This window comes from Nonomuraea sp. NPDC049129, from assembly GCF_040648495.1.
GTDB lineage: Bacteria > Actinomycetota > Actinomycetes > Streptosporangiales > Streptosporangiaceae > Nonomuraea.
Genome location: NZ_JBEZDU010000009.1, coordinates 158,791 through 179,774 on the forward strand (window position 1 = coordinate 158,791; position 20,984 = coordinate 179,774).

General features: G+C 69.6%; 21 protein-coding genes. 6 read left to right on the forward strand and 15 right to left on the reverse strand.

What is annotated here, in order from left to right; all coding sequences use genetic code 11:
- Nucleotides 1-102: 102 nt before the first annotated feature.
- The 3 genes from AB0B64_RS28500 to AB0B64_RS28510 all read left to right on the forward strand — a co-directional run bounded on the left by AB0B64_RS28500 (nucleotide 103) and on the right by AB0B64_RS28510 (nucleotide 1,632).
- Nucleotides 103-714 (forward strand): hypothetical protein, encoded by a 612-nt coding sequence (locus tag AB0B64_RS28500; RefSeq protein WP_357945715.1) that lies wholly within the window; start codon nucleotides 103-105, stop codon nucleotides 712-714.
- Between the two features lie 184 nt (nucleotides 715-898).
- Nucleotides 899-1,477 (forward strand): hypothetical protein, encoded by a 579-nt coding sequence (locus AB0B64_RS28505; protein WP_357945713.1) that lies wholly within the window; start codon nucleotides 899-901, stop codon nucleotides 1,475-1,477.
- Nucleotides 1,474-1,632, forward strand: coding sequence for a hypothetical protein (locus tag AB0B64_RS28510; protein ID WP_357945712.1), 159 nt, complete (start codon nucleotides 1,474-1,476; stop codon nucleotides 1,630-1,632). Before AB0B64_RS28505 ends, AB0B64_RS28510 begins: the two co-directional genes overlap by 4 nt.
- A gap of 56 nt (nucleotides 1,633-1,688) precedes the next feature.
- Here AB0B64_RS28510 and AB0B64_RS28515 read toward each other — a convergent pair whose 3' ends face one another.
- The gene (locus AB0B64_RS28515; RefSeq protein WP_357945710.1) at nucleotides 1,689-2,138 is read right to left on the reverse strand and encodes a hypothetical protein; all 450 of its coding nucleotides are present in this window, start codon (nucleotides 2,136-2,138) and stop codon (nucleotides 1,689-1,691) included.
- Between the two features lie 292 nt (nucleotides 2,139-2,430).
- Nucleotides 2,431-2,847, reverse strand: coding sequence for an IS200/IS605 family transposase (gene tnpA / locus AB0B64_RS28520; RefSeq protein WP_357945707.1), 417 nt, complete (start codon nucleotides 2,845-2,847; stop codon nucleotides 2,431-2,433).
- Between the two features lie 93 nt (nucleotides 2,848-2,940).
- Between tnpA and AB0B64_RS28525 the strand changes: the two genes are divergently transcribed.
- Entirely contained in the window at nucleotides 2,941-4,128 is a 1,188-nt protein-coding gene (locus tag AB0B64_RS28525; RefSeq protein WP_358180910.1) for a transposase, read from the forward strand.
- Nucleotides 4,129-4,176: 48 nt separating this feature from the next.
- Here the strand turns inward: AB0B64_RS28525 and der are convergent, their stop codons facing one another.
- The 4 genes from der to AB0B64_RS28545 form a co-directional block, all read right to left on the reverse strand.
- Nucleotides 4,177-5,583 (reverse strand): ribosome biogenesis GTPase Der, encoded by a 1,407-nt coding sequence (der, locus tag AB0B64_RS28530; protein ID WP_357945701.1) that lies wholly within the window; start codon nucleotides 5,581-5,583, stop codon nucleotides 4,177-4,179.
- A 33-nt stretch (nucleotides 5,584-5,616) separates the two neighbouring features.
- On the reverse strand, nucleotides 5,617-6,273 hold the full coding sequence (gene cmk, locus AB0B64_RS28535; RefSeq protein WP_357945698.1) for a (d)CMP kinase: 657 nt from the start codon (nucleotides 6,271-6,273) through the stop codon (nucleotides 5,617-5,619).
- A 245-nt stretch (nucleotides 6,274-6,518) separates the two neighbouring features.
- Nucleotides 6,519-7,676, reverse strand: coding sequence for an FAD-dependent oxidoreductase (locus AB0B64_RS28540; protein ID WP_358180913.1), 1,158 nt, complete (start codon nucleotides 7,674-7,676; stop codon nucleotides 6,519-6,521).
- A gap of 271 nt (nucleotides 7,677-7,947) precedes the next feature.
- The gene (locus AB0B64_RS28545; RefSeq protein WP_357945693.1) at nucleotides 7,948-8,523 is read right to left on the reverse strand and encodes a WHG domain-containing protein; all 576 of its coding nucleotides are present in this window, start codon (nucleotides 8,521-8,523) and stop codon (nucleotides 7,948-7,950) included.
- A 68-nt stretch (nucleotides 8,524-8,591) separates the two neighbouring features.
- On the opposite strand from AB0B64_RS28545, the gene AB0B64_RS28550 reads away from it, so the two are divergent.
- Nucleotides 8,592-9,920, forward strand: a complete 1,329-nt coding sequence (locus AB0B64_RS28550; protein ID WP_357945690.1) for an alpha/beta fold hydrolase — start codon at nucleotides 8,592-8,594, stop codon at nucleotides 9,918-9,920.
- 588 nt (nucleotides 9,921-10,508) lie between these two features.
- On the opposite strand, the gene AB0B64_RS28555 is transcribed toward AB0B64_RS28550, so the two are convergent.
- The 9 genes from AB0B64_RS28555 to AB0B64_RS28595 all read right to left on the reverse strand — a co-directional run bounded on the left by AB0B64_RS28555 (nucleotide 10,509) and on the right by AB0B64_RS28595 (nucleotide 20,166).
- On the reverse strand, nucleotides 10,509-11,663 hold the full coding sequence (locus tag AB0B64_RS28555; protein WP_358180916.1) for a prephenate dehydrogenase: 1,155 nt from the start codon (nucleotides 11,661-11,663) through the stop codon (nucleotides 10,509-10,511).
- Nucleotides 11,664-11,731: 68 nt separating this feature from the next.
- Nucleotides 11,732-12,091, reverse strand: a complete 360-nt coding sequence (aroH, locus tag AB0B64_RS28560) for a chorismate mutase (RefSeq protein WP_357639298.1) — start codon at nucleotides 12,089-12,091, stop codon at nucleotides 11,732-11,734.
- Between the two features lie 83 nt (nucleotides 12,092-12,174).
- Entirely contained in the window at nucleotides 12,175-14,151 is a 1,977-nt protein-coding gene (locus AB0B64_RS28565; protein WP_358180919.1) for a pseudouridine synthase, read from the reverse strand.
- On the reverse strand, nucleotides 14,148-14,738 hold the full coding sequence (gene scpB / locus AB0B64_RS28570) for an SMC-Scp complex subunit ScpB (protein WP_358181216.1): 591 nt from the start codon (nucleotides 14,736-14,738) through the stop codon (nucleotides 14,148-14,150). Before scpB ends, AB0B64_RS28565 begins: the two co-directional genes overlap by 4 nt.
- A gap of 367 nt (nucleotides 14,739-15,105) precedes the next feature.
- Complete coding sequence (locus tag AB0B64_RS28575) at nucleotides 15,106-15,918, reverse strand: segregation/condensation protein A (RefSeq protein WP_357945681.1); 813 nt, start codon at nucleotides 15,916-15,918, stop codon at nucleotides 15,106-15,108.
- Nucleotides 15,915-16,856 carry a ParA family protein gene (locus AB0B64_RS28580; protein ID WP_357945679.1) on the reverse strand — a complete coding sequence of 314 codons (942 nt, stop codon included), beginning with the start codon at nucleotides 16,854-16,856 and terminating at the stop codon, nucleotides 15,915-15,917. Before AB0B64_RS28580 ends, AB0B64_RS28575 begins: the two co-directional genes overlap by 4 nt.
- 116 nt (nucleotides 16,857-16,972) lie before the next feature.
- A complete protein-coding gene (locus AB0B64_RS28585) occupies nucleotides 16,973-17,878 on the reverse strand; it encodes a site-specific tyrosine recombinase XerD (RefSeq protein WP_357945676.1) in 906 nt (301 codons plus the stop codon).
- Between the two features lie 15 nt (nucleotides 17,879-17,893).
- Nucleotides 17,894-18,505, reverse strand: a complete 612-nt coding sequence (locus tag AB0B64_RS28590; RefSeq protein ID WP_357945674.1) for an NUDIX hydrolase — start codon at nucleotides 18,503-18,505, stop codon at nucleotides 17,894-17,896.
- Nucleotides 18,502-20,166: a CTP synthase gene (locus tag AB0B64_RS28595; RefSeq protein ID WP_357945671.1), complete on the reverse strand. Its 1,665-nt coding sequence runs from the start codon at nucleotides 20,164-20,166 to the stop codon at nucleotides 18,502-18,504. Before AB0B64_RS28595 ends, AB0B64_RS28590 begins: the two co-directional genes overlap by 4 nt.
- Nucleotides 20,167-20,276: 110 nt before the next feature.
- On the opposite strand from AB0B64_RS28595, the gene AB0B64_RS28600 reads away from it, so the two are divergent.
- Nucleotides 20,277-20,939 (forward strand): acyltransferase, encoded by a 663-nt coding sequence (locus AB0B64_RS28600; RefSeq protein ID WP_357945669.1) that lies wholly within the window; start codon nucleotides 20,277-20,279, stop codon nucleotides 20,937-20,939.
- The last annotated feature ends 45 nt before the right edge of the window (nucleotides 20,940-20,984 follow it).

Here is a 20,984-nt window from a genome sequence, read left to right on the forward strand (position 1 = left end):
TCCGTCTACGTGTTGCCGGAGATCGTAGCCAGCGCCGGCGGACGTCGGCAACCTGATTAGGACCCGTCCACGCAGGCGCGCCTACATCCAGAACGCCCAATAGTGCTTGGTCGCGTCAAGCAGTACGGCGGCTGCGGCTCCGAGAATGACGCCGTACAGCATGTATCGACGTTGAGTGCCTTGACCTCGCTTCTCGACGCGTTGAGCCACGGCGTCGACCTGCCTGGCGAGGAGGACGTCGAAGGCATCGGCCTCTTCTTTACGTCGCGCCGCGATTTCACGGCTCGAATCGGCTTCACGCCTGTTGGTTTCCGCTTCGGCCGCAAGTCTTCGGGCAACGGCCGCACGGGCTTTCATCGCGGCCTCAAGCTCAGCCAGTTCGTCGAAGGTGCCTTCCAAGCGGCGGGCCAGATCCGCGAACTGGGTCTCGAGACTCTCGTCATCGGCATCGCCCAGGGCGCGACCCCGCGGGTTGGCTCGCGTGATGAGTCTCTCGAGGTCTGCGAACTGCTGCTCCGCACGAAACCGATCTCGCAGCAATGTGGTCCCGATGAGGGCAAGAAGGACAAGCGTGACATTCTGAATGAGCCCGTCCGTCGTCCCCGAAGGGAGCACCTCATCGGGGAGTACGCCAATAACTCCAACAACGATGGCGAGGCCCAGTGCGATCGCTCCATCCGCGTTGCGTGCCAGCCAGGCTACGAACCGACGTAGTGCGTAAGAGGCCATCCCCACTCCGCCATTCCCGAAGGGCCGATCAACCTCTGGGAGTATCCCAGGGCGGGACCTAGGGCAGAAAGAGGTAGTTCAGCGGGCTTCGGGAATGCAGCTTCAGGAACTAGCGCTGCTGTGATCAAGGATCGACCCCGAGCTTCCTTCATCCGCGATCGGCTGACGCATGACCACACCCACCCTCGACGACCTCCAGCCCGGCCGTCTCGTCTACATCCCCGCCGGCGCCTCCCCACAGCGCGCCCGCCCCCTAGCCATGTGCCTCCGCGATGCCGGCCCCAGCGACTACCCGCCTGGCGACATCTGGCTGGCCGGCCAGATCCTCCGCGCCGACGGCTCCAACCCTCCCCAGTACCGCACCACCGCGATCAACGCCACCCTGGCCAAGATCACCATCGCCTCGCCCGGCATCCGCCGCTGCGTCGCCACCGGCTGCCCCAACTCGTACGACACCATTGCGACGTACGAGACCGGAGAACTGGAGCCCGGCTGGAGCATGCTCCAGAGAGGGCACCTCAGCGGCGCCAACCTCTGCCCGCAGCACGCCCTCACCGTCATCCCAGACGGCACCACTTTCCTCCACGCACCCGATGCCATGGACCGCGAGACCGGCAACATCACCTGCACCTGTGGAACCCTCATCCGCCCCGCCACGGCGTCCAAGACCATCCACGTGGTCCAAGCAGCCTGCGTACTCGCCTACGGCGCCCACATCGCCACCATGACCCCACGAAGACTTTCATGACCCCCAGAACGAGAAACCCCTTTGCTCGGGCCAGGCAGCGGGCCGACACTCCCTTCTGGGGCCCCCTGACGGACATCCGCCGCCTGATCGACAAGCGCGACATCGTCAGCGGAACCAGCATGAACGCTCTGCTCTACGTCCTCGCAGAGGTGTAGCCCCGGTCCAGGTCACGGTCCGGTTCTCTTCAGGCCGGGCTTGGGCGTGGGTTCGGTCAGACCGGCTGAGGCTGGGATTCTTCCACGGGTGCCTTGGTGTGCCTGCGTACGGCACGGTAGGCAGCGATCACCGCCCAGAGCTGGCCCAGCCCCACGAGTGCGTGCAGACCGTACACGAACAGGCTGGCCAACGGCGTGTCGTCCGCGGTCGCGCCCGCGAGGCCGGCCAGCGGGAAGACGACCAGCATCTGGACCGCGGTGAGCACCAGGGGAGCGGCGCACAGCGCGACCAGCTTGCCGGGCACCTTCGCCAGCGCCGCGACGACGGTGGCCACCACGGAGACGGCCGGGATGACGAACAGGCCGTTCCCGGCGTGCAGGCCGATCGCCGCGGCCTCCGAGCCTGTGGGGCGCGGCATCTGGAACGCGCCGAACGTGGCCAGGTAGAACTGCAGGATCACCACGACGATCTGTGCGACGGCGCACCCGACCAGGGCTCTACGCATGTCGGCCTCCTCAGGGGGACAGGTTGCCCCGAGTGTGCTCGGCGAGCGTGCGCCGGATAACCCCTATCCGGCCCCTGTGATCGTCGGACGCGGGGGCGGCTCGTCTCCAGCCCATGCTCGTACGAGGGCCGCCCGTCGGTCAGGACGCTCTTGAAGTGCTGGACCACGGCCATGAGCCGCTACCTGAATCGTCGGCAGTGCTCCGGCTTCAGGTCGAGGATGAAGCCGACCAGCCCGCATAGCGGGGCGGGAACAGCCGATTCGCCGCCAGGCGAAACGGCGTCCACCCAGCTCAGATGGGCCGGTTTTGCTGCTCGATGTACTGGCGCAGGACACTGATCGGAGCGCCGCCCACCGATCCGGCGAAGTAGGAGCCCGACCACAGCTTGTTCGCCCGATAGTAATGGCGGGCCAGGTCGGGAAACTCCTGACGCATCCGGCGCGAGGACACGCCCTTGAGGCTGTTGACCAGCTTGGACAACGCCACCTTGGGAGGGAAGCCGACCAGCAGGTGGACGTGATTGTCCTCGCCGTTGAACTCGCGTAGCTCGGTTTCGAAGTCGACGCACACGGATCGCATGATCTCCTCCAGCCGGGTCAGGTGGGTCCCGGCGAACACCCGATGCCGGAACTTCGTGACGAAAACCAAGTGGGCATGGAGGACGAAAACGCAATGCCTGCCGGTCCTGATATCGCTGTTCTCGGCCATAACCCAACTGTAGGATGATCGCGTACAGTTGCGGTACTCCTTCCGGATCGACCCGACCCCGGGCCAGCGCATCGCGCTCGCACGGGCGTTCGGGTGCGCCCGGGTGGTTTCAACGACGCGGTCGCACTGCGCAATCACACCCACGAGCAGGGGCTGCCGTTCATCACCGACGCGGAACTGTCCCGCCTGGTGATCACCGAGGCGAAGAAGCGGCCGGATCGGGCGTGGCTGGGCGAGGTGTCGGCGGTGGTGCTGCAGCAGGCACTGGCCGACGCCTGCGCGGCGTTCCGGAACTTCTTCGCCTGTCTGGCCGGGACCCGCAAGGGGCCCAAGCTGGGGCCGCCGCGTTTCCGGTCGCGCAAGGATGCCCGGCAGGCGATCCGGTTCACCCGCAACGCCCGTTTCGTCATCACCGCGGTCGGCAGGCTGCGACTGCCGAAGATCGGCGAGGTGACGGTGCGCTGGTCGCGGTGCTTGCCGTCCGAGCCCTCCTCGGTCACCGTGATCAAGGATGCCGCCGGAAGATATTTCGCCTCGTTCGTGGTCGATGCCGCCCAGACCCCGTTGCCCGCGACCGAGGCCGAGACCGGGATCGATGTGGGCTTGAAGCATTTCGCGGTGCTGTCGGGCGGACGGAAGATCGACAGCCCGCGGTTCCTGCGCCGGGCGGAGAAGAACCTCAAGCGGGCGCACAAAGCCCTGTCGGGTAAGGAGAAAGGCAGCGCCAACCGGGCCAAGGCCCGCAGGAAAGTCGCCCGGCAGCATGTCAAGGTCGCCGACGCGCGCCGCGAGTTCCACCACCAGCTCTCCACGAAGCTGATCCGCGAAAACCAAGCGATCTATGTGGAGGATCTGGCGGTCAAGGGACTGGCGCGCACCAAGCTGGCCAAGAGCGTGCACGACGCGGGCTGGGCGCAGTTCGTCGGAATGCTGGAGTACAAGGCGAAGCTGTATCACCGGACATTCGTGAAGATCGGCAGGTACTTCCCCTCCACCAAGCTGTGCTCGGCCTGCGGGGCGATAGCCGAGGCGATGCCGCTGACGGTGCGGGAGTGGACCTGCGCCTGCGGGGTCACCCATGACCGGGATGTCAACGCCGAGATCAACATCCGCGCCGAAGGGCGCCGGATCGTCGCCGCTGGACGGAAACCCGTGCCTGAGATGGGCGGGAAGCGGAGACGGAAAACGCCTGCGGAGACTGGTAAGACCCCTCCGCCCGCTTCTCGCGGCGAGCGGAGGGGCACGGTCGATGAAACAGGAAGCCACAGAAGTGCCGCGTGAGGTCACGCGGCGCAGGCTGAATCCCCGACGTTCAAGCCGGGGAGCGCGTCAATTCTTGGCGGGCTGGCCGCCGCTCTTCCGCTTCTCCCGGATCTTCATCGACACGTCGATCGGCGACCCGGCGAAGCCGAACTCCTCGCGGATCCGGCGCTCGATGAAGCGCCGGTAGGTGTCCTCCAGCCAGCCCGAGGTGAACAGCACGAACTTGGGCGGCTCCACAGACGCCTGCGTGGCGAAGAGAATCTTCGGCTGCTTGCCACCCCGCACCGGCGGCGGCGTCTGGTGCACCAGCTCGGTCAGGAACGCGTTGAGCCTGGCCGTCGGCACCCGCGTCGACCACGATCCGAGCGCCTTCTCCAGCGCCGGGACGAGCCGGTCCATGTGGCGTCCGGTCTTGGCGGAGATGTTGACCCGCAGCGCCCACGGTGTGCGGACGAGCTGCCGGTCGATCTCCCTCTCCAGGTAGTAGCGGCGGTCCTCGTCGACCAGGTCCCACTTGTTGAACGCGACGACCATCGCCCGGCCCGACTCGATCACCAGGCCGATGATCCGCAGGTCCTGCTCAGTGAGCACCTCACTGGCGTCGATGAGGACGATCGCCACCTCGGAGCGTTCGAGGGCGGCTCGGGTGCGCATGGCGGCGTAGAAGTCGGCGCCCTGCAGCTCGCGGTCGCGCCGCCTGATGCCGGCGGTGTCGACGAAGCGCCAGGTCTTACCGCCCAGCTCGATCAGCTCGTCGACCGGGTCGCGGGTGGTGCCCGCCATCGGGTCGACCAGCACCCGCTCCTCCCCCGCCAGCTTGTTGAGCAGCGAGGACTTACCGACGTTGGGCTTGCCGAGCAGCGCCACCCGGTAGGGGCCGCGCTCGGCGTCGAACCGCAGCTCCGGCGTCTCCGGCAGCGCGTCGAGGATCACGTCGAGCAGGTCGCCGCTGGAGCGGCCGTGCAGGGCCGAGACCGGCTGCGGCTCGCCGAGGCCGAGCGCCCAGAGCGCGGCGGCCTCCAGCTCCACCTGCTGGTTGTCGACCTTGTTGGCGGCCAGGATGACCGGCTTGCCCGACTGGCGGAGCACCGAGCCGACCGTCTCGTCGGCGTCGGTCGCGCCCACGGTGGCGTCGACGACGAACACGATCACGTCGGCCAGCTCGACCGCGACTCGCGCCTGGTCGGCGATGCGCAGGTTCATCCCGGTGGCCTCGGGGTCCCAGCCGCCGGTGTCGACGACCGTGAAGCGGCGCCCGCGCCAGTTGGCGTCGTAGGTGACGCGGTCACGGGTGACGCCCGGCACGTCTTCGACGACCGCCTCGCGGCGGCCGATGATGCGGTTGACCAGCGTGGACTTGCCTACGTTCGGGCGACCGACGATGGCCACGACCGGCACCGGGCCGCTGTCGGCGACGTCGTCGGATACTGCGAGATCGTCGAGTTCAGCCTCGACCCAATCCCCCGTTGACACGATTTTTCATCCTTTGTGAGTACCGCACCCTTGTCAGGTGCGCTCCTTGATCAGACTCAGCACCTCGCCGATGACCTCTTCGAGGGTCAGCGGCGTGGTGTCGAGCTCGACGGCGCCATCCGCCATCGAGAGTGGATCCGTCTTGCGAGTGGAGTCGAGGGTGTCACGCTTGGCCATCGCGGCCTGCTGCGCCTCCACCGTGGTGCCGCTCAGCTCCGCCGTACGGCGCAGGGCACGGGCTTCGGCGCTGGCCGTCAGATAGACCTTGACGGTCGCGTCGGGGGCGACCACGCTGCCGATGTCGCGGCCCTCGACCACGATGTCGCCGACGCCGATGATCTCCCGCTGCAGGTGCACGAGACGCGCGCGCACCTCGGGCACCGCCGCCACGACGGAGACCGCCCCGGTGACCTCGGCCTCCCGGATCGGCCCGGCCACGTCGACACCGCCGACGTGGATGGACGGACCGTCGGGGTCGGTGCCGCAGACGATCTCGGGCTCGCCCGCGCGGGCCGCGACAGCGGCGGGATCGGCCAGGTCGACGCCCTGCTGGAGCATCCACCAGGTCATCGCCCGGTACATCGCCCCGGTGTCCAGGTAGCGCAGCCCGAGTGCGCGAGCGACTCCACGCGACACGCTCGACTTGCCCGACCCCGCGGGACCGTCCATGGCGACGACCAGACCGGTCACGGCCTCTCCCTCTTCACGTTTCCCCACCGCACGTTTTCTCCAACCTGAAGAGGCTACCGCCTCGCACGCATGCCCTACGCCCAGCTGGACAATCCGGCGTCCGCCGCGACCTCCTGCCCGACCACAGTCCCCATACCGCGCTCGACCATCCGCCGACCACGGTCCCCATACCGCGCACTTGGCCGGATACCGTTCCAACGCGGTCGATCAGGCGCTCGCCAAGCCCTGACACACGCCACCCGCCATCACTTGAGGCCGGCCGTCAGCCGGAACAGGCCGACCGGCACCAACCCGTGCTTGAGCAAGCGGTAGGTGGGCAACGGGCTGCCGCTCACCGTCTCCTTGTAGACGATGGCCCACCTCCCCTTCAGGTACGCCCTGCGCGGCGTGTCGTCGGGGTGGGTGAACTGGATGACGGCGTCCCGGCGCCCCAAGCTGAGGGGCTGATGAACGTACCCGAACCGGAAAGCCTTCACCGCACGGCCGCGCAGCCCGTCGGCGAGCGCGTCGGCCGCGTGCAGGCCCGTCGGGATGCCGCCCTGGCAGGTCCCGTGCATGACGCCGTACGGCTGGCGCACCGCGGCGGCGTCACCCACCGCGTAGACGTCCGGGTGCGACACCGAGCGGAGCGCGGCGTCGACCACGATCCTGCCCCGCCCGTCCACCGTCAGCCCCGCCTCGGCGGCCAGAGGCAGGCCCCTGGTGCCGGCGGTCCAGAGCGTCGCGTCGGAGTGGACCAGCTCGCCCCCGGCCAGCTCGACGGCGTCCGGCAGCACCTTGGTGGCCTCGGCACCGTCGCGTACCTGGATGCCGAGCCGGTCCATCGCCCGCTCGACGTAGGCGCGGGCCTTCTCACCCATCATCGAGCCAGGACGGCCCCGGCTGAGCAGGACGACGCGCAGGCTGGGGTGCGCTTCGGCGAGCTCGGTGGCCGACTCGACGCCGGTCAGACCGCCACCGGCCACGACGACCGTCCCCTGGTCGAGCTCACTGAGCCGTCGCGCGAGCTGTACGGCCTGGTCGTGGTCGTCATAGACGTAGGCGTGCTCGGCCACGCCGGGGGTCGAGGCGTCGGTGACGGTGCCGAGGGCGTAGATCAGCTTGTCGTACGCGATCACGCGCCGGGTGTCCGCGCCGTTGACGGTGACCTCGTGCCGTTCGGGGTCGAGGGCGCTCACACGACCCAGGACGAGGTCGATGCCCGTGCCGGCGATGATGTCGGCGACCGCGTGGTCCGGCAGCCGTTCGCCCGCGGCGGTCTGGTGCAGCCGCAGCCGCTCCGTGAACCGTGGTGAGGCGCTGACCAGCGTCACCTTGCCGCCGTGGCGGCGCGTCCGGGTGGCGGCCCTGATCGCGGCCGCGATGCCTGTGTAGCCGGCGCCCAGAATCAGAATGTTCGTCATGTCCCTGGCTCCTTGCGAACTCCGATGGGATTCCGCACTGAAGACGGAGCGAGCCGCCAGGGATGTGACACCGGCGCCGTTCTTCCACACCCCCAAAGGCGGTGTACCCCCAGGGATCTCCGCCCCGACGGACTGTCCGGTCCGCGCGAGTATCCCGGACGACTCGCTCAGGAGCGGGCCCGAGCGCTGTGTCCGATGCAACACGGGTGGCGCACGGGCCTACTGGTTCTCGTCGTCTTTGGTGGATGACCCGCCTGGGGATGCTGCGAAGTCAAGCCGTCCAGCCACGTAGCGCGGCGGGGATCGTCGAGCGGAACGTGGTCTCGGCCGTGGCGGTGTCGAGGGCCCCGGCCAATTCGAGAGTCACCAGCCCGTGCAGGGTCACCCAGAGTGAGAGCGCGATGGAGGTCGCGTCGCCCGAGAGCGCGGAGGCCGACAGGGCGCGATCTATCGCCTCGATGAGCGGCCTGACGGGATCGCCGACCCCCACGTCACCGGATGGGTCGAAGCTCTGCACACCGCCGAACAACACCGTGTAGAGATGGCGGTGCTCGAGTCCCCACCGCCGGTAGGCGACCGCGAGCGCGTAGAGGTCGGCGAGGGGGTCATCGGAGACCGCCACCGCCGACAGGTCCTGGGACAGCCCGGCGACCGCTCTGCCGCGCACTTCGGCGATCAGCCCGTCCTTGCCGTCGAACAGCGAGTAGACGGCGGCGGTCGCGGTCCCGGCGGCAGCGGCCAGGGCGCGGATGGTGATCGATTCCCGTGGACGGGTCGCGAACATCTGGGTCGCGGACTCGATGAGGCGCTCCTTCACGGTGTCGTCGTTGGTTCTCGGTCTTCCCACGACGACCAGCCTAGCCGAGCTGGTAGCGTTTCCAAACGCCGTTCCGGAACAACGTTTGGAAACCGTCGATGCCTCTAACCGTCCCCCTCCGCCTCATCGGCCGCCTGATCCTCGCCGTGCTCGCCGTCGTCGGGCTGGCCGGGCTGTTCCTCGCCCTCATCGTTCTGACGGATGGCGCCCGCGCGGGGCTCGCCGCCTGGCTGACCGCCTTTGGCGCCGGAGTCATCGCCGCACTGTGGCGAGGCCGCGGCCGTACCTGGCCGGGTCGGCTGCGGCCCTTCGCACCAGTGATCGTCGCCGCCGCCCTCACGGCGTCGGTCTGCATCCCCACCGCCCCCACGACCCGGCAGTACCCGCCCGACCTGTCATTCGTCGCGACGAGACACTGGAGCCTGAGCACGGGCAGCCGGGTCGCCGTCTACCACTATCCCCCCGTCGCCGACGTCCCCCGGCACCCCACGCCGCTCGTGTACCTCCACGGAGGGCCCGTCCGCAACATCTCCGTGCTCGACCACCGATTCCTTCGAAGCCTGGCCGGACAGGGCTACGACGTGTACGCCTACGAGCAGCCCGGCGGCGGACGGAGCGACCTGCTGCCCATGGAGCAGTACACGATCTCCAGGTCCGTACGTGACCTCGCCGCCTTCATCGATCGCCTGGACAAGGGCCCGGTCGACGTCCTCGGATTCTCCGCCGGCGCGGTCGTGCTCACCCGGGCCCTGGCCACCGCGGACGTCGCCGTCCACGTGCACCGGGCGATCATCGCCGAGCCCGGCCCCATGGACGGCCCCACCACGCTGATCAGCGGGCAACAGGGACGACCGTCCGCGCGCGGCCTCGCTCCGGCCACGGCCGGACCCCGGGCGACGCGCGTCCCCCGGTACGCCGTCGCGCTCGGCCTCATCCAACTCGGGCTCCTCCCGCCCGACACCGGCCTGATCACGCAGGCCGAAGGCGTCAACGCCTTCACGGCCGCCGATCTCGGCAGCGACACCGCCTCCGCCTACTGCGCGCAGGACGCCGGCCGCATCCCTGCCGAGGACACCGCGGAGAACTTCTCCTTCAGCGCCGCCGCGAGCCTCCGCATCATGCAGACGATCAAGGACTCACCCTCCATCGCCTCCGAGCTGAAACGCTCCCGCACCCCCGCGATGCTGATGATCGCCGAATGCTCGTCACAGGTACGCCAATGGGCTACCGCCATCCTTGCCGCCGACCCCGCCATCGAGCGAACCCAGTACATGCCCGGTGTCGGACACCACATGTGGAACGGCCTCAACGACAACAACGAACGCGCCGCCGCCGTCATCACGGCGTTCCTCCAGAGCCAGCCGCCGCCCCTGCGGAACCACCCGGCCCGCCCCGACATCTCCGCCTTCCTCCGCGACCACAAGTGAAGTCCGCACCCGCAGGGTGGCCTCACACTCGGTGATGCGGGTCCATGGCAGGCAGGCGGCCGGCCCGGCCCGCCTGTCGTCCGGTGGACGCAGGCTCAGACGCAGCCTCTCCGCTTCAAGGACCTCGACGTCGACGACATCCAGATGTCGGGCCCGCAAGCCGGCTGCGCCTGTACGGCAAGGGCAGACGGCTGAGCACCCGCGCCGCAGGCGGCATCATGGCCGAGATCACCCAGACAGCCGGGCTGGACGATCCCACCACGGCACACGTCCTGCGCCACACGCTTGCCACCACGCGGGTCCGCGGCAAGACCGACCGGTCTTGGTCGCCGAGATCCTTGGCCACGCCCGCCTGGAGACCACCCGCCGATACAGCTTGCCCTCCGACAAGGACAAGGAGGACGCCCTCAATCGGGTTCACATCGTTGGGGCGGTCGAAGCTGCTGCCGGACCCACCGCAGCCACCGCGCTGACGACGTCGCTGACGCTGTGCTGGAACTGCACGGAGGTGTGGGACTCGATCAGCCGGCCACAGGGAACGAGACGGTCGTGTGACGACCCACCCGGGGAACCCTTGTGATCACCGCTTTAGGGGACCTGCCAGCCCCGCTCGTGCAGCGCCTTGGTGAGGACGGCCGCCGCGTCCGGCTGCACGGAGACTTCGGCGATGCCCAGAGGCAGGCCGGGAGCGTGCTCCAGGCGTACGTCCTCGACGTTGACCCCGACCTCGTCGCAGATCTGGAAGAGCCTGGCCAGCTGACCGGGGCGGTCCCCGACGACGACCTGGACCATCACGTACGCCGGCGCGGGCCCCCCGTGCTTGCCCGGGATGCGGCCGTGACCGGCCACGCCGCGCTTGAGCAGCTGGGTGAGCTCCTGCGTGACCGTGCCGTCGCCGTCGGCCAGCGCGCGGAGCGCCGTAGCGGCCTCGGCCAGGTCGCGGGAGATGGCCTCCAGCACCTCGGCCACCGGCGTCGCGTTGCCCGACAGGATGCCGAGCCAGAGGCCCGGGTCGCTGCCCGCGATCCTGGTGACGTCGCGTACGCCCTGCCCGGCCAGGCCGAGCGCGATGTCGGACGCGTCCGCCAGCCGGGCCGCGACCGCCGACGCGGTGACGTGGGGCGCGTGGGAGACTACGGCCACGGCCTGGTCGTGCTCGGCGGCGTCCACTTCGACGGGGTTGCCGCCGCAGAGCTCCACCAGCCGCAGCACGGCCGCTCTGGCCTCCGGCGTGGCGTCGGAGGTGGGGCACAGCGCCCATGGGCGGCCCAGGAACAGCTCGGCCCTGGCGGCTCCGGGGCCCGACTTCTCGCGTCCGGCCAGGGGATGGGAGGCGACGTAGGTGGACATGTCGCAGCCCAGCTGGGCGGCCCGCTCGATGGGCTCCACCTTGACGCTGGCCACGTCGGTGTAGAACGTGGCCGTGCCGTTGCGCTGCAGCGCCAGCAGCTCACCGGCGACGTGCGCGGGCGGCACCGCGAGCACCGCGAGATCGATCGTCTCCCCGGACCCACCCGAGCCGGACCCACCCGAGCCGGACCCACCCGAGGCGGACCCACCCGAGGCCGAAGCGGCTTCCGGCTGCCACTCCTCGCCCGCGCCGAGCTCCCGGGCCAGCCGTACCGCTCCCTGGTCGTGGTCGGCGAGCAGCACGCGTAGCCCGCGCTCGCGCAGCGCCAGCGCTATGGAGGTGCCGATGAGACCGGTGCCGACTACCAGCACGGTGCGGAGTTCGGAGGCCATGTAGATGTCCTGATTTATCTGGCGTCGGAGTTGCTCGGTCGGGTGACAGGAAGCGGATGAGCCGGTCGTTACTGGGCGATGTCCTGGCGGAGCGCGACGGCGCCGCGCAAATAGACGTGCTGGATGTCGGAGCGCGGCCGGTCCGTCTCCACGTGGGCCATCAGGCGTACGACCCTGGGCAGCGCGCCCGGCACGTCGATCTCGGTGCAGCAGATCAGCGGCACGTCGTGGAAGCCCAGCTTCCGCGCCGCCAGCGCCGGGAACTCCGCCGTCAGATCGGGAGACGCCGTGAACAGCACGCTGATCACATCGTCGGTGGTCAGCTTGTTGCGCCCCATCATCTCGCTGACCAGCTCGGTGGTCGCCTCGATGATCGCCCCACGGTCGTTGGCGTCCACCTGGATCGCCCCGCGGATCGCCCGCACCATGTGATTACACCCCTCTATAGCGGTGAAGCCCGTGCGGAGGTTCGCACGGGCTCCTGCGTTCCCGCCAGATTACAGCTTCGGCGTTACAGTTTCACAGCGGCGTAAAGCTCGCCGACCTCCTTCAGGGACAGCGCCCTGACGGTGCCCGCCTTGGTACGGCCCAGCTTGACCGGCCCGAACTCGATCCTGGCCAGGTCGATGACGCGATGACCCGCCTCTTCGAGCAGCCGCCGGACGATGTGATTGCGGCCTTCGTGCAGAACGACCTCGACCAGCGCCTGCTGGCCGTGCTCCTGCACGATCGAGAAGGAGTCGATCTTCGCGAGGCCGTCTTCCAGCTCGATGCCCTGCTTGAGCCGACGGCTCAGATCACGCGGGATCGGGCCCGGGACCTTCGCCCAGTACTTCTTCTGCACCCCATAGCTCGGGTGAGTCAGCCGGTTGGCCAACTCGCCGTCGTTGGTGAGCAGCAGCAGCCCCTCGGTCTCGGTGTCGAGCCTGCCCACGTGGAACAGCCTCGGCGCGAGCTCCTCCACATAGTCGGCCAGGCACGGCCGGCCCTGCGGGTCGTCCATGGTGGACACGACGCCGATGGGCTTGTTCAGGGCGTAGTAGACCAGGTCGGGGGCGGTCGGGATGCGCTTGCCGTCTACGTGGATGACCTGCGCCGCCGGGTCCACCTTGGCCCCGAACCTCCGTACGACCTGCCCGTTCACGGTGACGCGGCCGTCGCCGATCATCTCCTCGCAGGCGCGACGGCTGGCCACGCCCGCCTGGGCGAGCACCTTCTGCAGCCGTACGCCGCCGGGCACCTCGGTGGTGTCGCGCTCGTCGGTGTAGCCGTCGGGGAAGAAGTTGCGGTCCCGCATGGGCTGGCGAGCGGTCTTGAACCGGTCGCGCGGCGCACCGGTGGCCGCCCCGTCCCGTCCGCCGGACGTACGCCCGCCGCCGATGGTTTGAACATCGTCGCGCCTGGGGGTACGGGCCGGGCGGCCGGCGTCGCGGCGCGAGCCGGCGTCGTCACGCCGCCCGAAGCGGGCACGAGTGGACTCTCCACGGCCGCTGCCGGTCCGCGGGGACTCTCCGCGGCTGTAGCCGCTCCTCGGGGACTCGGTACGGGAACCGCCGTCCCTGCGGCCACCACGGTCGGCCCGGAAGCCGCCACGATCCTCCGTGCGCTCGGGACGCGATCCGCCCCGATCGTCACGACGGTCACCCTGGTAACCGCCCCGGTCGTCACGACGCTCGGGCCGGAACCCGCCACGGTCGTCACTGCGGTCGGAACGGAAACCGCCCCGGTCGTCACGACGGGCGCCCTGGAAACCGCCACGGTCGTCTCGGCGCTGGGGACGGTAGCCGCCACCCTCCCGAGGGCCGGAGCCGCCGCGGTCGGAGCGGTATCCGCCGCGCTCGCCACCGGAGGACGAGCCGTAGCCACCGCGCTCGCCACGGGACGACCCGCCGTAGCCACGGTCGCCGCGCGACTGCGCGCCATATCCACCGCGGTCGCCGCCGCGCGTTGACGAAGAGCCGCCGCGGGACTGCGAGTAGCCGCCCCGGTCGCCACGGGACTGCGAGTAGCCGCCGCGGTCGCTGCCGGTCGCCGGACGGTCGTCGTCGCGGGAGGGGGAGCGGTCGTCACGGTACGTACGCTCGCGGGATGAACGGTCGTCACGGGACGAGCGGTCGTAGCCGCCACGGTCGCCCGTTGAACTGGAACGGTTGTAGCCGCCCCGGTCGCCCGCCGAGCCGGAGCGGTCGCGGGAGTCGCCGGAGGTGGGCCTGCCGTACCGGGCGCGGGAACCGCCACGGTCGGCGCGGAGCGAATCGCGGCCGGAGCCCAGCTCGCTTCCGGAGTCGCGGCTGTAGCCGCGGTCACTGTCATCGCGGCGGGGTCCGCCGCGGGAATCGTCTCGGTGGGAACCGCCACGGAACCCCTCACGGCGGGAGCCGCCGCGCGAGTCGTCCGAGCGGAAGGCGGGACGGCCGCCACGGCTCGCGCCGCCGGTGCGTCCACGACCGCGTCCATCACCGGACGGGGTGCTGCGCCTGTTGATCACTTTGTATTCTCCTCGAGGTTTTCCACGTCGTCGGGGAGGAAGGGCGCGAGCTCGGGGAGCTCGCCGATGTCCTTCAGTCCCAGGCGTTCAAGGAAGTATGAACTTGTCCGGTAGAGCACTGCCTGGCTCTCCGGGTCGGTGCCGGCCTCTTCGACCAGGCCCCTGGCGACGAGCGTCCGCATGACGCCGTCGCTGTTGACGCCGCGGACCGCGGCGACTCGTGCGCGGCTCACCGGTTGCCGGTAGGCGACGACCGCGAGGGTTTCCAGCGCGGCCTGGGTGAGCCGGGTCTGCTGGCCGTCGCGGACGAACCGCTCGACCAGCGCGGCGCAGTCGGCTCGCGTGTAAAACCGCCAACCGCCTGCCACTTCTCTCAGATCGAAACCCCGTCCGGCTTGGGTGTATTCCGCGGCCAAGGCCCGGAGTGCGGTGCTCACCTCATGGGTGGGCCGTTCGAGCACCTGCGCCAGGGTCACTTCGGGGACAGGCTCGTCCACGACCATCAGGATGGCTTCAAGCGCCGCCCCGAGCGTCGGGCCGCCGCCCTGCGGGTCGCTCTCGGCGGGTTCATCGGGTATGTCGTCCATGCCGACCGGCTCGGATACCTCCGCACCGGTCGGTACGAGGGACGCGTCCCAGAGCTCATCGTCCACATCCGGCTCGACCACATCCGGCTCGGCGGACGGCCCCGCGAGCCGGTCGTCCAGCTGAGGCGACAGGAGCCGGTCGTCCGCATCAAGCTCAGGAGTCGTGTCCTGCGGCGCATCATCGGCCTCGTGAGACGACCCCTGGAGCCGGTCGTCCACCTCCGGCGCGGACGGCGCGACCTCCGCCTCGTCGACCGCAGGCGGAACACCCGGCCTGTCGTCCGTGCTCGCGGCGGCGAGCGACCCCGGGAGGGTCATCCAGGCGGGCAAAGGGGCGGGTTCGCGAGGCGGGGTGTCGTCCAAGCGGTCAGTCATCAGCCGTCTTCTCCGCGCTCTCCTCGTAGTCGTCCCCCACCGAGACGTCCCCCTCGTCCGTCCCGGTCCAGGTCACGTGCAGATCGCCCAGCGCTTCGACCTGTTCGAAAGTGACCGCGGACTCCCGGAAGAGCTCCAGCACCGCCAGGAAGCGGGCGATGACCTCGATGGTGCCGTCGCAGTCGGCCACCAGGGCCCGGAAGGTGGCCCGCCGCATGCGGCGCAGGTGAGCAACCAGAATAGCGGCTTGCTCCCGCACGCTGGCCAGCGGTTGATAGATGTGCCCGACACTCACGGTAGGCGGCAGCTTGGGGACGAAGGCGCGGGCGGCGATGCGGGCGAGGTCGTCCGGGCTGATGCCCAGGATGAGCTGCGGGAGGAGGTTGGCGAACTGCGGCTCCATGGGCGCGGTGCGGGGGAAGCGCAGCGCCTCTTCGGCCATGCGCCCGGAGAAGACCTTCGCCACCTCTTTGTACGCCTTGTACTGCAGGAGCCGGGCGAACAGCAGGTCGCGGGCCTCCAGCAGAGCCAGGTCCTCTTCGTCCTCGACCTCGCCCGAGGGCAGCAGCCGGGCCGCCTTGAGGTCGAGGAGCGTGGCCGCGACCAGCAGGAAGTGGCTGGTCACGTCGAGATCCCACTCGGGGCCACGAGCCCGGATGTAGGCGATGAACTCGTCGGTGACCTTGGAGAGCGAGATCTCGGTGATGTCGAGCTTGTGCTTGGAGATCAGGCCGAGGAGCAGGTCGAAGGGCCCCTCGAAGACGTCCAGGTGGACCCTGAACCCTTGTGGCTCTGTCTCCGTCACCTGGCCATTGTCGCAGGTGCCGGCCAGCGGGACAGCACCTCGCGGGCCAGCTCACGGTAAGCGTTGGCACCCAGGGACGACGGGTCGAAGGTGGTGATCGGCTCGCCGGCGACCGTGGCGTCGGGGAAGCGCACGGTGCGGTTGATCACGGTGTGGAAGACCTTGTCGCCGAACGCCTCGACGACGCGGGCGAGCACCTCGCGGCCGTGCAGGGTGCGCGCGTCGTACATGGTGGCGAGCAGGCCCTCGATCTCGAGGTCCTCGTTGAGCCGTTCCTGCACCTTGGTGATGGTGTCCATGAGCAGGGCCACGCCGCGCAGCGCGAAGAACTCGCACTCCAGCGGCACCATGACGCCCTGCGCGCAGGTCAGCGCGTTGATGGTGAGCAGGCCGAGCGACGGCTGGCAGTCGATGAGGCAGACGTCGTAGTGCGGCAGCAGCGGCTTGATCACGCGGCCGAGCACCTGCTCGCGGGCCACCTCGGTGACGAGCTGGACTTCGGCGGCCGACAGGTCGATGTTGCTGGGCAGCAGGTCGAGGCCCTCGACGCCGGTCTCCAGCAGCACGTCCTCGGCGGTGACGTTGCGCTCCATCAGCAGGTTGTAGACCGTGAGGTCGAGCTGGAGCGGGTTGATGCCGAGGCCGACGGACAGGGCGCCCTGCGGGTCGAAGTCGACGAGCAGCACCTTGAGGCCGTATTCGACGAGGGCTGCGCCCAGGTTGATGGTGGTGGTGGTCTTGCCCACCCCACCCTTCTGGTTGACCATCGCGACCACCCGCGCGGGCCCGTGGATCTCGGGCGCGACAGGTTCGGGGAACACCGGGCGGGGACGCCGGGTGGGGCCCAGATTCACGCCTATGGAAGGCGTGTTGGTCTTCGTGTCTCCCCAGGGGTTGTCGGGGGTCCCCGGGGCCGAACCGTTGGTCTTCACAGTCACCAGCTCGAACCTCCCTGACGATCCCGAACCGGACCGTCCGGACGGACACTATGGCGTCACCACTTAACGCGGCAAGGCGGCACGCCGAAGTGCCGCACGTCGCAAATGACTATAGATCACTGCCGGGCACGGGGGTGCGCGGCGGCGTACACCTCGCGGAGTTTGTCGACGGTGACCAGGGTGTAGACCTGCGTGGTCGTCACCGAGGCGTGGCCGAGCAACTCCTGGACCACCCTAACGTCGGCTCCGCCGTCAAGGAGGTGGGTTGCGAAGGAATGACGGAGAACGTGCGGAGATATCCCGGCGAGTCCGGCCCGTTCGGCGGCGGCCTGGAGCACCTCCCAGGCGCCCTGCCGGGTGAGCCGGCCGCCCCTGGCGTTGAGGAAGGCGGCGGGCGTGCCCCGGCCGTGGGCCACGAGGCCGGGGCGGGCCCTGACGAGATAGGCGTCGAGCGCGGAGCGGGCGTAGCGGCCCAGGGGGACGACGCGGGTACGGCTGCCCTTGCCGCGCAGCCGTACCTGCTCGGCCTCCAGGTCGTCCACGGCCAGGCCGACGGCTTCGGAGATGCGGGCGCCCGTGCCGTACAGGACCTCCAGCAGGGCGCGGTTGCGGAGGGTCAGCGGCGCGCCGTCGGGGCCGGAGGCGGCGATGAGCCGCTCGACCTCGTCGACGGTGATCGCCTTGGGCAGCCTGCGGAGCTGCCGCGGCGGACGCACCTGGTGCGCCGGGTCGTGGGCCGTGACGCCCTCGCGCAGCGCGAAGCGGTGCAGGCCGCGGACGGCCGACACCGCCCGCGCGGCCGAGCTGGCCACGAGGGCGGGGTGGTCGCAGTCGCCTTCCCGCAGCGCGGCGAGGAAGTCGAGCACGTCGGCCTCGCCCACCTCGCCGAGCGACACGCGGCCGCGCGAGCGCAGGTGCTCGAAGTAACGGTCGAGGTCACGGCGGTAGGACGCCAGCGTGTTGGCAGCCAGGCCCCGCTCCACCGTGAGGTGGGCGAGGTAGCTGGAGAGCACTGCCTCCACGAACTGGTCCTTCCGTCACGCCTCCTTGGCGTCGGCGGGGCGCAACAGGGCGAATCCCTCGACCGAAGCCGCATATGCGGCGAGGATACCGGCCACGGTCGGGGAATTGTGGATCATTCCCATGAGCGCCCTTTCGACCGCGTCGGGTAGAGGCACCCATTCGACCGGCATGTCGATCTCTTCGTGCTCGTGGACGAAGCCGTTCTCGTCCGCGGGGATCTTCGACAGGCCGCGGGCCAGGAACACCCGGATCCGCTCGTTGGACATACCGGGCGAGGTGTAGAGGTCGACCAGGGTGTGCCAGGTCTCGGCGCGGTATCCGGCCTCCTCGGCAAGCTCCCGCGCGGCACCGGTGACCAGCGATTCTCCTTCCACGTCGCGCAATCCGGCGGGCAGCTCCCAGAGCAGCCGGCGCGTCGGGTGGCGGTACTGCCGGATGAGCAGGACCCGGTCCTGCTCGTCGAGCGCGAGGACCGCGACGGACCCGGGGTGCACGGCGTAGTCGCGGTCGGCGACCGTGTCCCCCGGCATGCGGACCGTGTCGGTGACCACGTTGATCACCCGGCCCGCGAACCGGTCCTTGGATTCGACGACTTCCCACGCCTCGGGCGTGTCTTCCACCCTCACTTGGCCACCTTCGCGGTCACCCGGCTGTCGGCGTAGGCGAGCGCGGCGTTGATCAGCCCCTTGAACATCGGGTTGGCCCGCGTCGGCCGGGAGCGGAACTCGGGGTGGGCCTGGGTGCCGATGAAGAACGGGTGGGCCTCGACGGGCAGTTCGGTGTATTCGACCAGGCGGCCGTCGGGCGACAGCCCGGAGAACACCAGGCCGACCTTCTCCAGGCGTTCGCGGTAGGCGTTGGCGACCTCGTAGCGGTGCCGGTGGCGTTCGGCGACCTTGGCCTTGCCGCCGTACAGCTGCCTGGCCAGGGTGCCCTCGCCGAGCTTGGCGGTGTAGCTGCCCAGGCGCATGGTGCCGCCCATGTCGCGCTCGCCGGCTACGACGTCCTCCTGGTCGGCCATCGTGGAGACGACCGAGTGCTTGGCGTCTGGGTCGAACTCGCTGGAATTGGCGTCTTCGAGTCCCGCCAGGTTGCGCGCGGCCTCGATGACCATGCCCTGCATGCCGAGGCAGATGCCGAGCAGCGGGATCTTGCCCTCCCGGGCGTGGCGGATCGCGCCGATCTTGCCCTCGATGCCGCGCACGCCGAACCCGCCGGGGATCAGCACGCCGTCGACGCCGTCGAGCTCGCGCTCGGCGCCCTCGGGCGTCTCGCAGTCGTCGCTCTTGACCCAGCGGATGTTGACGCGGGCGTCGTTGGCGAACCCGCCCGCCCGCAGCGCCTCGGTGACGGACAGGTAGGCGTCGGGCAGGTCGATGTACTTGCCGACCAGGGCGATGGTGACCTCCTTGGCCGGGCGGTGCACCCGGCGCAGGAGCTCCTCCCACTCCTTCCAGTCCACGTCGCGGAAGGGCAGGCCGAGCCGCCGCACCACATAGGCGTCGAGCCCTTCGGAGTGGAGCACCTTGGGGATGTCGTAGATCGAGGCCGCGTCCACGGCCGAGACCACGGCGTCCTCGTCCACGTCGCACATCAGGCTGATCTTCCGCTTGATCGCCGTCTGCACGGGCCGGTCGGAGCGCAGCACGATCGCGTCGGGCTGGATGCCGATGCTGCGCAGCGCGGCCACGCTGTGCTGCGTCGGCTTGGTCTTCAGCTCGCCGGAGGGGCCGATGTACGGCAGCAGCGAGACGTGCAGGAAGAACACGTTGTCGCGCCCGACCTCATGCCTGATCTGGCGTACGGCCTCCAGGAACGGCAGCGACTCGATGTCGCCGACGGTGCCGCCCACCTCGGTGATGACCACGTCGACCTCAGGACCCGCCATGCCCCGGATGCGGTCCTTGATCTCGTTGGTGATGTGCGGGATGACCTGGACCGTGTCGCCCAGGTATTCGCCGCGCCGCTCCTTGGCGATGACGTTGGAGTAGACCTGGCCGGTGGTGACGTTCGCCGAACCGTGCAGATCGGTGTCAAGGAACCGCTCGTAGTGGCCGACGTCGAGGTCGGTCTCGGATCCGTCGTCAGTGACGAAGACCTCGCCGTGCTGGAACGGGTTCATCGTCCCGGGGTCCACATTGAGGTAGGGGTCGAGCTTCTGCATGGTGACCCGGAGACCGCGTCCCTTGAGCAGACGGCCCAGGCTGGAGGCGGTGAGCCCCTTCCCTAGGCTGGAGGCGACACCGCCGGTGACGAATAGATGCTTGGTTTGCGATGCGCTGCGCAAAGGGGCTCCCGTGGGTCGATGTGTGGTCGAAGCGTCCACGGGCTCTCAGGATATCAAACAACGCCCCCGACATGCCCGAACGGCATGACCTAGCGGTAACTTTGGGCCCTATGTCATTAGTACGGCGGGCAACGGGCGCGCTGATTCACCGTGCCTACAAGGCGATCCGCGCGGCCGGGGCGATCACCCCGGCCAGTCCGGGCGGCACCAGATTCCGGCATCTGGGCGACGGTGTCAGCATCGCCTTCCCGCCGGGCGCGATCTTCGGCGAGCAGTGGATCGAGATCGGCGACCACACGCTGATCGGCGAGCGCGTGTCGCTGTCCTGCGGCATGGGCCCGGGCGTCGACCTGGGCCCGGACTCGATCCTGCGGATCGGCGGCGGCTGCTCGATCGGCCGGGGCTCGCACATCGTGGCCCACCAGTCGATCGACATCGGCGAGCACGTCTTCACCGGCCCGTACGTCTACATCACCGATCAGAACCACGTCTACGACGACCCGGAGACACCGATCGGCCGGCAGTGGCCACGCAACAGTCCGGTCTCGATCGGCGCGGGCTCCTGGCTCGGGGCGGGCGCGATCATCCTGCCCGGCACCAGGATCGGCCGCCAGTGCGTGGTGGCGGGCGGCGCGGTCGTCCGCGGTGAGTTCCCCGACCACAGCGTGGTCGCGGGCGTGCCCGCCAAGCTGGTACGCAGCTACGATCCCACGCTGGGCTGGCACACTCCGGGCATCTCACTGGCCATGGACCGGCAGGCCACCGCCTCCTGAGCTCGGCCGCACAGACGCTCCAGACGGTGGATCCGCCCGCGCGAA

Excerpts from the sequence above, each read along its gene's own strand:
- AB0B64_RS28505 (WP_357945713.1), top strand. The coding sequence starts at position 899 with ATGACCACACCCACCCTCGACGACCTCCAGCCCGGCCGTCTCGTCTAC.
- AB0B64_RS28510 (WP_357945712.1), top strand. The coding sequence starts at position 1,474 with ATGACCCCCAGAACGAGAAACCCCTTTGCTCGGGCCAGGCAGCGGGCC.
- AB0B64_RS28515 (WP_357945710.1), bottom strand. The coding sequence starts at position 2,138 with ATGCGTAGAGCCCTGGTCGGGTGCGCCGTCGCACAGATCGTCGTGGTG.
- tnpA (WP_357945707.1), bottom strand. The coding sequence starts at position 2,847 with ATGGCCGAGAACAGCGATATCAGGACCGGCAGGCATTGCGTTTTCGTC.
- AB0B64_RS28540 (WP_358180913.1), bottom strand. The coding sequence starts at position 7,676 with ATGACGAACATTCTGATTCTGGGCGCCGGCTACACAGGCATCGCGGCC.
- AB0B64_RS28550 (WP_357945690.1), top strand. The coding sequence starts at position 8,592 with ATGCCTCTAACCGTCCCCCTCCGCCTCATCGGCCGCCTGATCCTCGCC.
- AB0B64_RS28555 (WP_358180916.1), bottom strand. The coding sequence starts at position 11,663 with ATGGCCTCCGAACTCCGCACCGTGCTGGTAGTCGGCACCGGTCTCATC.
- aroH (WP_357639298.1), bottom strand. The coding sequence starts at position 12,091 with ATGGTGCGGGCGATCCGCGGGGCGATCCAGGTGGACGCCAACGACCGT.
- scpB (WP_358181216.1), bottom strand. The coding sequence starts at position 14,738 with ATGGACGACATACCCGATGAACCCGCCGAGAGCGACCCGCAGGGCGGC.
- AB0B64_RS28600 (WP_357945669.1), top strand. The coding sequence starts at position 20,277 with ATGTCATTAGTACGGCGGGCAACGGGCGCGCTGATTCACCGTGCCTAC.